Below are 13,959 nucleotides of genomic sequence, written 5' to 3'. Positions count from 1 at the left end.
GGCCCGGTCGAGCGAGCCCGGTCGAGCGAGCCTGGCGAGCGGGCTTCTGGACGGTGTGACGTCATGTGACGTCTTGGTGCAGACGCTACCTTCCGGCCGCGCCCCCGTCCCGTGAGGGGCCGCACCGTGTGCCGGTATCGTTGCTGACGGTCGGCCGCTTCGTAGAGTTCCCCGTATCGGAAGATGCGAAGCCTTTGTACGACCCTACAAAGACGCACCTCCCGAGAAAGGGCCCCGCTGTGGCCAAGAGCCCTGTGGCCAAGCGCCTGGTCGTGCTGGTCTCCGGATCAGGCACGAATCTGCAGGCTCTGCTCGACAAGATCGCGACGGACGGTACGTCCGGCTACGGCGCCGAGATCGTCGCCGTCGGCGCCGACCGCGACGGCATCGCGGGGCTCGAACGTGCCGAGCAGGCCGGGATTCCCACCTTCGTCTGCCGGGTGAAGGACCACGCGACCCGCGACGAGTGGGACGCGGCGCTGGCCGAGGCGACCGCCTCGTACGCGCCCGACCTGGTCGTGTCGGCCGGGTTCATGAAGATCGTGGGGAAGGAATTCCTCGCTCTGTTCGGCGGCCGGTTCGTCAACACGCACCCCGCCCTGCTGCCCAGCTTCCCCGGGGCCCACGGCGTGCGCGACGCGCTCGCGTACGGCGCGAAGGTCACGGGATGCACCGTCCACTTCGTCGACGACGGCGTCGACACCGGCCCGATCATCGCCCAGGGCGTGGTCCCGGTCGGGGATGAGGACGACGAGAGCGCTCTGCACGAGCGCATCAAGGAAGTCGAGCGAAGGCTGCTCGTCGATGTCGTGGGGCGTCTGGCCCGTAACGGCTACCGCATTGAGGGACGAAAGGTACTTATCCCGTGACCGCCGAAGGTACGCACGGTTCGCAGCGCCCCATCAAGCGCGCGCTCATCAGCGTCTATGACAAGACCGGGCTCGAGGAGCTCGCGCGCGGGCTGCACGAGGCCGGCGTCGAGCTCGTCTCGACCGGTTCGACCGCCGCGAAGATCGCCGCCACCGGGGTGCCCGTCACCAAGGTCGAGGAGCTCACCGGTTTCCCCGAGTGCCTGGACGGCCGGGTCAAGACGCTGCACCCGCGCGTGCACGCCGGGATCCTCGCCGACCTGCGCCTCGACGACCACCAGCGCCAGCTCGCCGAACTCGGCATCGAGCCGTTCCAGCTGGTCGTCGTGAACCTCTACCCCTTCAAGGCGACCGTGGCCTCGGGCGCCACGCCCGACGAGTGCGTCGAGCAGATCGACATCGGCGGCCCCTCGATGGTCCGCGCCGCCGCCAAGAACCACCCCTCGGTGTCGGTCATCACGAGCCCCGACCGGTACGCCGACGTGCTCGCCGCCGTCCGTGACGGCGGGTTCGACCTGACCGCGCGCAAGCGCCTCGCTGCCGAAGCGTTCCGCCACACCGCCGAGTACGACCTCGCGGTCGCCTCCTGGTTCGCCGATGACTACGCGGCGGACGACAGCTCCGGCTTCCCCGAGTTCCTCGGCGCCGCGTACACGCGCAAGAACGTCCTGCGCTACGGCGAGAACCCGCACCAGGGCGCCGCCCTCTACGTCGACGGCAACGGCGGCCTCGCCGAGGCCGAGCAGCTGCACGGCAAGGAGATGTCGTACAACAACTACACGGACACGGACGCCGCGCGCCGTGCCGCGTACGACCACGACGACCCCTGCGTCGCGATCATCAAGCACGCCAACCCCTGTGGCATCGCGATCGGTTCGAACGTCGCCGAGGCGCACCGCAAGGCGCACGCCTGTGACCCGCTCTCCGCGTTCGGCGGCGTGATCGCCGTCAACCGCCCGGTCTCCAAGGAGATGGCCGAGCAGGTCGCCGACATCTTCACCGAGGTCATCGTCGCGCCGGAGTACGAGGACGGCGCCCTCGAAGCCCTCACCAAGAAGAAGAACATCCGCGTCCTGCGCTGCCACCAGGCGCCGTCCAACGCGGTAGAGGTCAAGCAGATCGACGGCGGCGCGCTCCTCCAGGTCACCGACCGACTCCAGGCCGACGGCGACAACCCCGCCAACTGGACGCTCGCCACGGGCGACGCCCTGAACGCGGGCGAGCTCGCCGAACTGGCCTTCGCCTGGAAGGCATCGCGCGCGGTCAAGTCCAACGCGATCCTGCTCGCCAAGGACGGCGCCTCGGTCGGCGTCGGCATGGGTCAGGTCAACCGTGTCGACTCCGCGAAGCTCGCCGTCGAGCGGGCGGGCGAGGAGCGGGCGCACGGCGCGTACGCCGCCTCGGACGCGTTCTTCCCGTTCCCCGACGGCCTGGAGATCCTGACCGCCGCGGGCGTCAAGGCCGTGGTGCAGCCGGGTGGTTCGGTCCGTGACGAGCTGGTCGTCGAGGCCGCGAAGAAGGCGGGCGTGACGATGTACTTCACGGGCACGCGGCACTTCTTCCACTGAGCGGGTCCCGTACAGAGCGGTGGCCGCGCCCTTTTCCAAGGGCGCGGCCACCGTTGCTTCGTTCTCGCCTCAGTAGCGGGGGCGGTTGAACCACGCGGTGCCGCTCGGCACGACTGGGGCGATCGTGATGATGACGGCGAAGACGACCCAGATCAGCGGGAGGATGATCGCGCTCGCGAGGCCGGTGTCCAGACCGACGAAGAGGTAGATCAGGCCGAAGATACCTCCGAGCGCACCATAGACGACGGTGGTGATCCGGATGCCCTGACCGCCGCGGCTGAACTTCACGCCGAGCGTGATCGACAGGGCGGCCAGCGCTGCCGCGACGAGCGCGAAGACCACGAACAGGCCGGCGGCCGCGTCACCGAAGTCGCTTGTGCCCGCGAAGCCGAAGTCGTCGGCGCTGTCGGAAACGTCGTTGGCGACAGCGGCGCCGTAGAGCAGGAAGATCGCGCTCAGGATCTGCGTCGCCGAGATCAGGAACAGGAAGACGCGAGCCGTCATCAGAAGCCCCGGCATCGACTGCTGCATCATGTTGCCGCCGCCGCCCGGGTAGCCGGGGTACGCCGGCTGCTGCTGCGGGTAGCCGTAGCCCTGCTGCGGCGGGACGCCGGGCGGGGCCTGGGGGTAGCCGTATCCGGGAGCGGCCGGGGGCTGCTGGGGCGGCTGCCCGTAAGGGTTGTTCGGGTCGCCGTAACTCATGGCGGTCTTCCTCCGTCGGGTAATGCGGGGACGACGCGGCACATCACGGAGGAATGTTCTACAGATGCGGTCCGTCCCCCCGACACTGCCCGCGGCACTGTGCCGCATATCGTTCTTTAGGCCAGGCTTATTTGTCCAGCCGCATTCCCTATGCGTTGTGCAAGTGCAACAGAGCTGGTCAGGTCTCGGGACACAGCTGAGACACAGTCGGCCCGCGCGGGCGACCTGATTGGTACCGGGCGGGCCTCATCCGGGAAGATGGAGTCATGACCGCCCAGATTCTCGATGGCAAGGCCACCGCAGCCGCGATCAAGTCCGAACTGACCGCCCGCGTGGCGGCCCTGAAGGAGAGGGGCTATACGCCCGGCCTCGGGACTGTCCTGGTCGGTGACGACCCGGGCAGCCAGAAGTACGTCGCCGGGAAGCACCGCGACTGTGCGCAGGTCGGCATCGCCTCCATCCAGCGCGAGCTGCCCGCGACCGCGACCCAGGAGGAGATCGAGGCCGTCGTCCGCGAGCTCAACGACGACCCGGCCTGCACCGGTTACATCGTGCAGCTCCCGCTGCCCAAGGGCATCGACGAGAACCGCGTCCTCGAGCTGATGGACCCGGACAAGGACGCCGACGGCCTGCACCCGATGAACCTCGGCCGCCTCGTCCTGAACGAGCCCGCCCCCCTGCCCTGCACGCCTTACGGCATCATCCAGCTCCTCCGCCAGTACGGCGTGGAGATCAACGGCGCCGAGGTCGTGGTCGTCGGCCGCGGTGTCACGATCGGCCGCTCCATGCCGCTCCTGCTCACCCGCCGCTCGGAGAACGCGACGGTGACGCAGTGCCACACCGGTACGCGCGACCTCTCCTTCCACCTGCAGAAGGCGGACATCATCGTGGCCGCCGCGGGCGTCCCGCACCTGATCAAGCCCGAGGACGTGAAGCCGGGCGCCGCGATCCTGGACGTCGGCGTCTCGCGCGACGAGTCCGGCAAGATCGTCGGCGACGTGCATCCCGGCGTCCGCGAGGTCGCCGGGTGGATCTCGCCGAACCCCGGCGGCGTCGGCCCGATGACGCGCGCCCAGCTGCTCGTCAACGTCGTCGAGGCGGCCGAGCGCGCCGCGTCCGCTGCCGCGAGCTGAACCGGGAAGGGGTGAGCCCATGAGCGCCGAACCTGACCACGGGGCGTCACCGGCCGATGTCACGAAGTCCGACGTCAAGGAGTCCGACGTCCGCGAGGCCGAGGCCGTGGAGGACACCGAGGCCAAGGGCGCCGTCAGCGCTCCCGGTCCCGGCGGGCCGAAGAAGACCACGCGGCGCTTTCCGCTCCTGACCCGCGACACCGCGCGGCCCGAGGGCGGCGGCCGGGCCGCGGGCGGCGACGCCCCCGCGCCCGCCCGCCAGTGGCCGCTGCTCACCGTGCTCTCGATGGTGGGACTCGGGCTGCTGCTCACGGCCTTCGACGTGTTCCGCGTCGGCACGATACTGATCGGCCTCGCGCTGATCACGGGTGCCGTCATGCGGTGGATGCTGCCGGGCGTCGGCATGCTGGCCGTACGGTCGCGCTTCACGGACATGGTCACGTACGGCGCGCTCGGCGTCGTCATCGTGCTGCTCGCGCTGATGGCGCAGCCGAGCCCGTGGCTGGAGCTTCCGTTCCTGGGCGACGCGTTGCATCGGACGATCGACACCTAGCCGTGGGCGGCACCCGGACGTGACGGTGGCCCGTCCTCTCCCCCGGAGGAGGACGGGCCACCGTCGTCTGTGGCGGAGTGCCTACTTGAGGCGCAGCGCCTTCCAGGTCTGCGGGCCGACGATGCCGTCAGGCGTGTTGTCGCCCATGAACTTCTTCTGGAAGTACTTGACGGCCTTGCGGGTGTCCGGGCCGAAGTCGCCGTCGATCGTAAGACGGCCGTTGTAGTAGGCCGTGTACTTGATGAGGGCCTGCACCTCCTTCACCTGCCGCCCGTTGTCGCCGAAGTCGGTGTACTTGCTCCGCTTGTCGTAGCCGCAGTAGAAGCCGACGCCCGTCGTCCAGGGGCACTTCTCGGCGGCGGCGTTGACGGCCGCGGCCGAGACGGACACAGGGGCGGGAGCGGCCTGCACCGCGGGTGCCAGGGCCAGGGTGCCGCCGATGAAGGCCGCGGAGACCAGGCCGGTCGTCACGCGCTTGCGGATGGTCATGTTGCTCATGGTGATGCTGTCCCTTCAGGTCCCGGGCCGGGTCCCCCCGTTGGGTCCCCCGACGGCCCGCGATCCGTGCGGCCCCGGTGGTCGGCCGGTGCCGTGGTGCTGGAGCAAGAAGCTACGGCGCCGGGGCGGGGGACGTCGTCCCGTGTCGGGTTGAGCTTCGGGCACGTCCGGCGCGGTACCGCCGCGGTTCCTGCAACTTCCGCTGTACCGCGGTGGTTTGACGTGGCGGTGCCCGCACCCGGGCTACGCTGCGGCGATGCGGATCCGCCCCCTCGTCGCCGATACGTCGATCGCGGTCGCCCTGACCACGGTCGCCGTACTCCTCGGGCAGGAGTCGGAGCGGCAGGGGTGGCCCGAACTCGACGCGTGGGGCTACCTGTTGGTGGCACTGGTCAACGTGCCGATCGCTGCCCGGAGCAGAGCGCCGCTCACCGTCCTGCTCGCCGTGCACCTGGCATGGATCGTGTACGTCACCGCTGGCTACTGGCCCGTGGTGAACACCTTCGGCCCCATGCTCGCCGTCTACACGGTCGCCGCCCTGAAGCCTCCGCGCACCTCCCTGCCCTGCGCCGCCCTGATGAGCGCCGTCTGGATCTACTCAGGCGTGGTGAGCGAAGGCGCGGCCATGGCCTCCGTGGTCGGGCAGGCCATCGGTTTCCCCCTGGTGATCTGGCGGTTCGGGCACGTCGCGCGCCGCGCCGCCGAACTGGCCCGGCAGCTGAAGCGCGAGCAGGACGAGCGGGCGCGGCGTGAGGTCGCCGAGGAACGCGGGCGCATAGCAAGGGAGTTGCATGACGTCGTCGCCCATCACATGTCGGTGATATCCGTGCAGGCGGGCCTCGCGAAGTTCGTCTTCGCCTCGGACCCGGCCACCGCCCACGCCGCGCTCTCCACCATCTCCGGCACCAGCGGCGAGGCCCTCGAGGAGCTGCGCCGCATGCTGCGGGTGCTGCGGGCGCGGGAGGAGGAGGACGGCGCGCCCGACGCTCCGATGCCGGGTCTCGCGCGGCTCGGTGAGATGGTCGAGCGGGTGCGGGCCGGGGGAGTCGACGTGGAGCTGCGCGTCGAGGGGACCCCGCGGCAGCTGGCCCCCGGGGTCGAACTCTGCGCGTACCGCGTGGTCCAGGAGGCGCTGACCAACGTACTGAAGCACGCGCCAAGGGCCGGCGTGGCGGTCCAACTCCGCTATCAGCCCCACCATGTGACGGTTTCGGTCACCAATGACGGGGAGGGGGTGATTCCGGACAGAGTGGGCACAGGGAGCGGCCATGGGTTGATTGGGATGCGGGAGCGGGCCAAGCTCTACGGCGGGACGATCAGCATCGGCCCGCGGAGCGAGGGAGGGTTCGCCGTGCGTCTGACCCTGCCGACCTCCGCGCAGGCCGCACCGCAGGGGGACGGCGCGACTTAGATGACCAGGGTGCTCGTGGTCGACGACCAGTTCCTCATCCGGGCCGGCCTTGTGGGGCTGCTGCGTGCCGCGCCCGGCATCGAGGTCGTCGGTGAGGCGGGGGACGGAGCGGAAGCCGTCGCGCTCGCCGCGACGACACGGCCCGACGTGATCCTGATGGACATCCGCATGCCCGGCATGAGCGGCATCGTGGCCACCGAGAAGATCCTCGCCGAGGCGCCCGAACCGCCGCCACGCGTCCTGGTCCTGACCACGTTCGATCTCGACGAGTACGTGTACGGGGCGCTGCGGGCCGGGGCGTCGGGCTTCCTGCTCAAGGACTCCGGACCGGAACGCCTGCTCGCCGCGGTGGCCGCCGTGGGCGGCGGCGACGCGCTCTTCGCGCCCAGTGTCACCTGCCGGCTCGTCGAGGCCTTCGCCCGGCAGGCCGGGGCCGGGTCTTCCGGTGACTGCGCCGAGCCGCCGCCGGACCTGCGTGCGCTGACCCTGCGCGAGGTCGAGGTCCTGAAACTGATCGCCACGGGTCTGTCCAACGCGGACATCGCCGACCGCCTCTACATCAGCGAGGCCACCGTGAAGACCCACCTCAACCGGACGATGTCCAAACTCGACCTGGACAGCAGGGCGCAGGCGGTGGTGGTGGCGTACGAGACGGGCCTCGTCACGCCGGGCGGCAACGGTCGCTGAATCGCGTCCGACAACCCCTGACAGCTCCCGGCCGCGGCCGGGAACAGGGGACGGCGCCCGTCCTCACCCCCGTGGGAGGACGGGCGCCGCCGGTCTGTGGGGGGCCGCTCCAACGGGAACCAGCGTCATGCCCCCGCCAATTCCGTTCAAGGGATGCCTTGCCCCTGTGGCACGGAGGTGACCATTCCGCAACGCTGTTCCCAGCCCGCAACAGGGTGCGAGGGGGTGCGAGAGAGGGCGGGACAGGAGGAGACAGGAGGCGACCGGGGCGCGGAGGGGCGTTCCGCAGAAGGGGCAACCGGCACAATCAGGACGATTCTGGACGTCCCAAGTCGCTACCAGGGGTTCCGCATCGTGGAGCGGGACAGCGATGGGACACTGGACGCCGGACCGCCCGGAGTGCGACGGTGCACGCCAGTGGCCCGAATGCTCCCGCGCGCCCCCGGTCCGGGAACTGACATCCTGACTTTTGGCATCCCTCTGGGTAGCCCATGACAGGACAAGCGGGGGCTGCCTCATGGGCAGAGCGGGGGGAACCACGCGCGGGGGCACGTTGGCACGTACGGGGGGATGAGGGGGAGTAATGCCTCGTTGGAAGGCACTACCGGATGAGCTGGATCCGCAGGTCAGGGAGTTCGCCAGTCAGCTGCGCAGGCTCGTCGACCGCAGTGGTCTCAGCATTGCCGCGGTGTCGGACCGCACCGGGTACAGCAAGACGTCGTGGGAGCGGTATCTGAACGGGCGGCTGCTCGCCCCGAAGGGTGCCATCGTCGCGCTTGCCGAGGTGACGGGCACCAACCCGGTGCACCTCATCACCATGTGGGAACTCGCCGAGCGCGCCTGGAGCCGCTCCGAGATGCGGCACGACATGACCATGCAGGCGATCCGGATCTCCCAGGCACGGGCCGCGCTCGGCGAGCTGGGCCCGAACCCGCCCGCAGGTAAGGGCAAGGGGAACGGCGGCGCGGTGCGCGGCGGGGCCGCGGGTGCCGGAGCCGGCACCGGCACCGGTGTCGACTCCGCCGACCGTCCCTCCCGGCCGGGCGGGAGCGTCACCGGGGTCGCGGGCCCCGCGGGCGTCTCGCCGACGGTGCCTCCGCAGACCCCGTCGTACGTGGGCGGGGGCGGTGTCGCGGCGCCTCCCGGTCCGGCCCAGCCGGCCCATGGCGGTGACTCGCCCGACCGGCAGCGGCGGCGCAGGAAGCTGACGATGTTCCTGGCGGGCATCGTCGGGGCGCTCGTCGTCATAGCCGCCGCCGTCTTCCTGACCGGCCTCGGCAAGGACGACAAGGGCAACGAGAGCTCAAAGCCGCCTGCCTCGCCGAGCACGAGCGACAAGGATCTGCCCGCGGGCGTCGAGTGCAGCGGCAAGAGCTGCACCGGCAAGGACCCCGAGACCATGGGCTGCGGCGGCGAGCTGGCCACCACGACGACACGCGCGACGGTGGGCAAGGCCCTGGTCGAGGTCCGCTACAGCAAGACGTGCGGGGCGGCGTGGGCGCGCATCACGCAGGCCGCTCCGGGTGACAAGGTCACGATCACCGGCGACGGCGCGAAGCAGAACGGCACCGTGAACGCGGACTTCGACGCCTACACACCGATGGTGGCCGTCAAGGACGGTGCGTCGGCGGAGGCGTGTGCGACCCTCGAGGCCGGCCAGACCGGCTGCACCAAGTAGGCGCAGCCGGGCCGGACGTCGGGAATGACCACCGGGAGGTGGCGGCCGCCAACACAGGGGGGGGGAGCGTGGCGGCCGCCTGGGGGTGTGACCACTCCCGTGGGGGTATAGCTGCGTGTGCCCTCGCCCACGCACAACATGCCTGTCGATTTCGCAGAAATTTTTCGCGGGCCTCTGAGCCGCTGTTTTCCGGCGGATTTTCTTCGTCGGAGGGCAGCCGGGCGCAGGTTGGACGGCCGTCGGGCGCGGATGGGACGGCCGTCGGGCTGCAGTCGGGTGGCAGTCAGGTGGCACGGCGCGATCTTTGTGGGGTGGGCCACACCCTCCCGGGGTTCGGGGGTCGGCGGGGCGCGATAGCCTGAGCGGCGGATCTCTCTTGATGCCAAGAGATCGATCATCGAGGGCGTCGGTGGGGATCCAGCACAAGGGGACCCCGCACAAGGGGCAGGGACCCCCCACCGCCTGCTGTCTTACGGAGATCGCCATGACCCGCACTCCCGTGAATGTCACCGTCACCGGCGCGGCCGGCCAGATCGGCTACGCGCTGCTCTTCCGCATCGCCTCCGGCCACCTGCTCGGCGCGGACGTGCCGGTCAACCTTCGCCTCCTGGAGATCACTCCGGCCCTGAAGGCCGCCGAGGGCACCGCCATGGAGCTCGACGACTGCGCCTTCCCGCTGCTGAACTCGATCGAGATCAGCGACGACCCGAACGTCGCCTTCGACGGCGCCAACGTCGCCCTCCTCGTCGGCGCCCGCCCCCGCACCAAGGGCATGGAGCGCGGCGACCTGCTCTCCGCCAACGGTGGCATCTTCAAGCCGCAGGGCAAGGCGATCAACGACAACGCCGCGGACGACATCAAGGTCCTCGTCGTGGGCAACCCGGCCAACACCAACGCGCTCATCGCGCAGGCCGCCGCCCCGGACGTACCGGCCGAGCGCTTCACCGCGATGACCCGCCTGGACCACAACCGCGCGCTGTCGCAGCTGTCGAAGAAGACCGGCGCCCCGGTCTCCGACATCAAGCGCCTCACCATCTGGGGCAACCACTCGGCCACCCAGTACCCCGACATCTTCCACGCGGAGATCGCCGGCAAGAACGCCGCGGACGTCGTGAGTGACCAGTCCTGGCTGGCCGACGACTTCATCCCGACCGTCGCCAAGCGCGGCGCCGCGATCATCGAGGCCCGTGGCGCGTCCTCGGCCGCCTCCGCGGCCAACGCCGCCATCGACCACGTCCACACGTGGGTGAACGGCACGGCCGCTGGTGACTGGACCTCCATGGGTATCCCCTCGGACGGTTCGTACGGCGTTCCGGAGGGCCTCATCTCCTCCTTCCCCGTCACCACCAAGGACGGCAAGTACGAGATCGTCCAGGGCCTGGAGATCAACGAGTTCTCGCGCACGCGCATCGACGCGTCCGTCAAGGAGCTCACCGAGGAGCGCGAGGCGGTTCGCGGCCTCGGCCTCATCTAGCACGCCCTCCCGTACGGCCCGGTCCGTACGGCAGCTCGTCCACCTCGCCCCCGGCGGCCGCTCATCGGCTGCCGGGGGCGAGGTGCGTTCGGCGTGGTGCGTCCGGGGCGAATTTACCCAGACGGAGTTGGCCATGGCAGGTAACACCGAGGCGGCGGTGCTCGCCGTGTGCGGTCTGGGTTTCGGGGGCTGGGCGCTCGGCTGGAAGGACGAGCCGCGTCCCACGGGGTACCTGGCGGTTGTCGAGCGGCCCGCACAGGGCGCGGGCACCGAAACCGAGGGCGATACGGCGGCGCCGTCCCCCGCGGGCGTGCCGCCGGCCCCGTACGAGGAGGTGTTCGACGAGGAGGGCTTCCGGCTCGCGGTGCCACGGGGCTGGGTCCGTCAACTGGTCGAACCGACCGAGGACTTCAACGTCGTCAACTACCGCAGCCCGCGGGGTGACCGGCGCCTTCAGGTGTACCGGGTGAGTGAGCCCTCGCCGTACGAGTCGCTGCGGACCTGGCTGGACGAGACATCGATGCCGGGCGCCTTCGACCAACTGGCGCCGCTGGAGCGCCTGGACGAACAGGGCCGCCCGGCCGCCCGGCTCGAGTACGTGGCCGACACGTTCAAGGGCGAGCCGGACATCGGGAAGTGGCACGTCATCGACCATCGCTTCGAGTCGGTGGACGGCGAGTTGTACGCCCTGGCGGTGTACGGCTCCGACGCGGACGGCAGGGACGACGAGGAGAAGCTCATGGCCACCGCCCTGTCGTGGTTCTGCCCGCCGGACGAGATCTGTCCCGCTCCTTGATCACGAACAGCCTCCGTCCGTTGCCAACCTGCTCACTGATGTAGTACTTCTTATACATGAGCGAGCAAGTGCACAACAGGTTGGCGATGGTGCGCGCGGAGCGGAAGGTGTCGCGCCAGAGCCTGGCCGAGGCGGTGGGCGTCCACTACCAGACCATCGGCTACATCGAGCGTGGGCAGTACAACCCGAGCCTCGACCTGGCGCTGAAGATCGCGGTGTTCTTCGGACTGCCGGTGGAGGCGCTGTTCTCCCTCGAGCCGTTCCGCCCGCTCACGGACGAGGTCTACGGGAGGAGTCAGGGATGACGGATCAGCAGGTGCGGGAGACGGGGGCGCAGCGGATGACCGGCTACGACCGGCGGATGTTCGCGCTCATGAACCGGCGCGAAGGGGCGCCGATGTACGCCACCGCCATGCGAAGGCGGCTCGCGGTCGGCGCCCACATCGCGCTGACGGTGGCGAGCGTCGCGGCCTGGCTGCTCACGGTCATGGGCGACCAGCGCTGGGCGATGTGGACGATGCTCGGGCTGCTGCTGCCGTGGTGCGTCGCCACCGGTGTCATCAACGGCGCCACGCGCGGCCTCCTCGAACTGCGCGAACGCGCCCTCGACGAGCGGCAGCGCGCGGAGCGGGTGCGGGTCGCCGCGCAGGCCCGGCAGGTCATGCTGTGGCTGCTCCTGGCCGCCGCCGTGGGTGCGGGCATCGCCGCGTACCAGGGATGGGACACCGAAGAACTGCTCTTCCCCGTCCTGTTCACCGCGTTCGTCGTGCACTGGCTGATGCCACTCTGGGTGGCTGGACTCGCCGTGCAGGACGAGCCCTTGGATCTTGACGACATCGACGCGTAGCAGTCCATAGCGCCACCCTGTTCCCAATTGCCCCTTCATGCGGACGTATTGCCCCAGGTGCCTGCACGCGCAGTGACACAGCGCACTTTCGGTTATGTAATGCGCATGGTTTCTCCGCCTGGGGGCATGTGCCCCCGGCTACCGCGAGTGACAGGCGGGGCGTATGACAGGAATGGAAGGCAAACGGGACGTGTCCGCACAACAGACCATCCATGTGGGCGGAGAGTGGCGTAACGCCCTCTCCGGCGCCACGCGCGAGATCCTCGACCCTGCGGATGCCAAGCCGTTCGCAACGATCGCCGAGGGCGGCACCGAGGACACCGACGCGGCCATCGCCGCCGCCCGCGAGGCCTTCGACAACGGACCGTGGCCGGCCACACCCGTCGCCGAACGGGCCGCGCTGCTGCGCCGCGTGGCAGACCTCCTCGTACGCGACCGCGAGAAGATCGGGCTCCTGGAGAGCCGTGACGCGGGCAAGACCGTCGAGGAGGGCCGCGTCGACGTCGACTGCGTCGCCGACGCCTTCCGCTACTTCGCCGATCTGGTGATCGGCGAGGGCGCGGGCCGCGTGGTCGACGCCGGGTCCGACGACATCCACAGCGTCGTCGTGCACGAGCCCGTCGGCGTCTGCACGATGATCACGCCCTGGAACTACCCGCTCCTCCAGGCCAGCTGGAAGATCGCCCCCGCGCTCGCCGCGGGCAACACCTTCGTCATCAAGCCGAGTGAGGTCACGCCGCTGACGACGGTCGCGCTGATCGAGCTGCTCGTCGAGGCGGGCCTCCCGGCCGGTGTCGCCAACATCGTGACCGGCCCCGGCCACACCGTCGGCGCGCGACTCTCCGACCACCCCGACGTCGACCTGGTCTCCTTCACCGGCGGCCTCGTCTCCGGCACCAAGGTCGCCCAGGCCGCGGCCCTCGGCGTCAAGAAGGTCGCCCTCGAGCTCGGCGGCAAGAACCCGAACGTCGTCTTCGCCGACGCCTGCGCCACCGAAGAGGGCTTCGACACCGCCGTCGACCAGGCGCTCAACGCCGCCTTCATCCACAGCGGGCAGGTCTGCTCCGCCGGTGGCCGCCTCATCATCGAGGAGTCGGTGCGCGAGCGCTTCGTCGCCGAACTCGCCCGCCGCGCGAGCCGCATCAAGCTCGGCCGCGGCACCGAGGACGGCGTCGAGTGCGGCCCGCTCGTCTCGCAGCAGCAGCGCGAGAAGACCGAGTCGTACGTCGCCTCCGCGCTGGAGGAGGGCGCGGTCCTGCGCACCGGCGGCAAGCGCCCCGAGCCCAGCGAAGTGCGCCCCGCGACCGGCTACTTCTACGAGCCGACCGTCCTGGACCAGTGCCACCGTGAGATGCGCGTCGTGCGCGAGGAGGTCTTCGGCCCGGTCCTGACCGTCGAGACCTTCCGCACCGAGGACGAAGCGGTCGCGCTCGCCAACGACACCGAGTACGGTCTCGCGGGCGCCGTCTGGACCAACGACGCGGGCCTCGGCCGCCGCATGGCCCGGCGCCTGCGCCACGGCACGGTCTGGATCAACGACTTCCACCCCTACCTCCCGCAGGCGGAGTGGGGCGGCTTCGGCAAGAGCGGCGTGGGGCGCGAGCTCGGACCCGCCGGACTCGCCGAGTACCGCGAGTCCAAGCACATCTACCAGAACCTCGCCCCGCGGCCGGTCCGCTGGTTCGCGGGCTGAGGCCCGACTCGTAGAGGCGTGCGCGAGGGCGGCAGTCCCGCCCCCGCGCA

General features: G+C 70.3%; 14 protein-coding genes. 12 read left to right on the top strand and 2 right to left on the bottom strand.

Annotated elements, in window-relative coordinates:
• Positions 1-239: 239 nt before the first annotated feature.
• Complete coding sequence (gene purN / locus ACWGIH_RS13030) at positions 240-869, top strand: phosphoribosylglycinamide formyltransferase (protein ID WP_453448014.1); 630 nt, start codon at positions 240-242, stop codon at positions 867-869.
• On the top strand, positions 866-2,437 hold the full coding sequence (gene purH, locus ACWGIH_RS13025) for a bifunctional phosphoribosylaminoimidazolecarboxamide formyltransferase/IMP cyclohydrolase (RefSeq protein WP_453448015.1): 1,572 nt from the start codon (positions 866-868) through the stop codon (positions 2,435-2,437). The genes purN and purH overlap by 4 nt, the downstream gene beginning before the upstream one ends.
• A gap of 69 nt (positions 2,438-2,506) precedes the next feature.
• Here purH and ACWGIH_RS13020 read toward each other — a convergent pair whose 3' ends face one another.
• Complete coding sequence (locus ACWGIH_RS13020) at positions 2,507-3,139, bottom strand: hypothetical protein (RefSeq protein WP_453448016.1); 633 nt, start codon at positions 3,137-3,139, stop codon at positions 2,507-2,509.
• Between the two features lie 266 nt (positions 3,140-3,405).
• On the opposite strand from ACWGIH_RS13020, the gene ACWGIH_RS13015 reads away from it, so the two are divergent.
• Both ACWGIH_RS13015 and ACWGIH_RS13010 read left to right on the top strand, forming a co-directional pair.
• Positions 3,406-4,272: a bifunctional methylenetetrahydrofolate dehydrogenase/methenyltetrahydrofolate cyclohydrolase gene (locus tag ACWGIH_RS13015; RefSeq protein WP_453448017.1), complete on the top strand. Its 867-nt coding sequence runs from the start codon at positions 3,406-3,408 to the stop codon at positions 4,270-4,272.
• A gap of 19 nt (positions 4,273-4,291) precedes the next feature.
• Positions 4,292-4,825, top strand: a complete 534-nt coding sequence (locus tag ACWGIH_RS13010) for a DUF3017 domain-containing protein (RefSeq protein ID WP_453448018.1) — start codon at positions 4,292-4,294, stop codon at positions 4,823-4,825.
• A gap of 81 nt (positions 4,826-4,906) precedes the next feature.
• Here the strand turns inward: ACWGIH_RS13010 and ACWGIH_RS13005 are convergent, their stop codons facing one another.
• Positions 4,907-5,314: a peptidoglycan-binding domain-containing protein gene (locus ACWGIH_RS13005; RefSeq protein WP_453448019.1), complete on the bottom strand. Its 408-nt coding sequence runs from the start codon at positions 5,312-5,314 to the stop codon at positions 4,907-4,909.
• A gap of 265 nt (positions 5,315-5,579) precedes the next feature.
• On the opposite strand from ACWGIH_RS13005, the gene ACWGIH_RS13000 reads away from it, so the two are divergent.
• From ACWGIH_RS13000 to ACWGIH_RS12965, 8 genes are all read left to right on the top strand, one after another.
• Positions 5,580-6,734 (top strand): sensor histidine kinase, encoded by a 1,155-nt coding sequence (locus tag ACWGIH_RS13000; RefSeq protein WP_453448020.1) that lies wholly within the window; start codon positions 5,580-5,582, stop codon positions 6,732-6,734.
• On the top strand, positions 6,735-7,421 hold the full coding sequence (locus ACWGIH_RS12995; protein WP_453448021.1) for a response regulator: 687 nt from the start codon (positions 6,735-6,737) through the stop codon (positions 7,419-7,421).
• A 583-nt stretch (positions 7,422-8,004) separates the two neighbouring features.
• Positions 8,005-9,099, top strand: a complete 1,095-nt coding sequence (locus ACWGIH_RS12990; protein ID WP_453448022.1) for an XRE family transcriptional regulator — start codon at positions 8,005-8,007, stop codon at positions 9,097-9,099.
• A gap of 484 nt (positions 9,100-9,583) precedes the next feature.
• Entirely contained in the window at positions 9,584-10,573 is a 990-nt protein-coding gene (locus ACWGIH_RS12985; RefSeq protein ID WP_365823383.1) for a malate dehydrogenase, read from the top strand.
• Between the two features lie 133 nt (positions 10,574-10,706).
• Positions 10,707-11,369, top strand: coding sequence for a hypothetical protein (locus tag ACWGIH_RS12980; protein ID WP_453448023.1), 663 nt, complete (start codon positions 10,707-10,709; stop codon positions 11,367-11,369).
• A gap of 56 nt (positions 11,370-11,425) precedes the next feature.
• Positions 11,426-11,674 carry a helix-turn-helix transcriptional regulator gene (locus tag ACWGIH_RS12975; RefSeq protein WP_160506754.1) on the top strand — a complete coding sequence of 83 codons (249 nt, stop codon included), beginning with the start codon at positions 11,426-11,428 and terminating at the stop codon, positions 11,672-11,674.
• Positions 11,671-12,216: a hypothetical protein gene (locus ACWGIH_RS12970; protein WP_453448024.1), complete on the top strand. Its 546-nt coding sequence runs from the start codon at positions 11,671-11,673 to the stop codon at positions 12,214-12,216. The genes ACWGIH_RS12975 and ACWGIH_RS12970 overlap by 4 nt, the downstream gene beginning before the upstream one ends.
• Positions 12,217-12,388: 172 nt before the next feature.
• The gene (locus ACWGIH_RS12965) at positions 12,389-13,909 is read left to right on the top strand and encodes an aldehyde dehydrogenase family protein (RefSeq protein ID WP_453448104.1); all 1,521 of its coding nucleotides are present in this window, start codon (positions 12,389-12,391) and stop codon (positions 13,907-13,909) included.
• Positions 13,910-13,959 lie beyond the last annotated feature (50 nt).

This window comes from Streptomyces sp. NPDC054872 (assembly GCF_053610705.1).
The sequence above is the reverse complement of the archived record's forward strand: the minus strand, read 5'-3'. Positions and strand labels throughout refer to the sequence as shown.

Bases quoted from the DNA above. Each gene is read 5' to 3' on its own strand.
- ACWGIH_RS13020 (WP_453448016.1), bottom strand. From the start codon at position 3,139: ATGAGTTACGGCGACCCGAACAACCCTTACGGGCAGCCGCCCCAGCAG.
- ACWGIH_RS13015 (WP_453448017.1), top strand. From the start codon at position 3,406: ATGACCGCCCAGATTCTCGATGGCAAGGCCACCGCAGCCGCGATCAAG.
- ACWGIH_RS13010 (WP_453448018.1), top strand. From the start codon at position 4,292: ATGAGCGCCGAACCTGACCACGGGGCGTCACCGGCCGATGTCACGAAG.
- ACWGIH_RS13005 (WP_453448019.1), bottom strand. From the start codon at position 5,314: ATGACCATCCGCAAGCGCGTGACGACCGGCCTGGTCTCCGCGGCCTTC.
- ACWGIH_RS13000 (WP_453448020.1), top strand. From the start codon at position 5,580: ATGCGGATCCGCCCCCTCGTCGCCGATACGTCGATCGCGGTCGCCCTG.
- ACWGIH_RS12995 (WP_453448021.1), top strand. From the start codon at position 6,735: ATGACCAGGGTGCTCGTGGTCGACGACCAGTTCCTCATCCGGGCCGGC.
- ACWGIH_RS12990 (WP_453448022.1), top strand. From the start codon at position 8,005: ATGCCTCGTTGGAAGGCACTACCGGATGAGCTGGATCCGCAGGTCAGG.
- ACWGIH_RS12985 (WP_365823383.1), top strand. From the start codon at position 9,584: ATGACCCGCACTCCCGTGAATGTCACCGTCACCGGCGCGGCCGGCCAG.
- ACWGIH_RS12980 (WP_453448023.1), top strand. From the start codon at position 10,707: ATGGCAGGTAACACCGAGGCGGCGGTGCTCGCCGTGTGCGGTCTGGGT.
- ACWGIH_RS12975 (WP_160506754.1), top strand. From the start codon at position 11,426: ATGAGCGAGCAAGTGCACAACAGGTTGGCGATGGTGCGCGCGGAGCGG.
- ACWGIH_RS12970 (WP_453448024.1), top strand. From the start codon at position 11,671: ATGACGGATCAGCAGGTGCGGGAGACGGGGGCGCAGCGGATGACCGGC.
- ACWGIH_RS12965 (WP_453448104.1), top strand. From the start codon at position 12,389: ATGGAAGGCAAACGGGACGTGTCCGCACAACAGACCATCCATGTGGGC.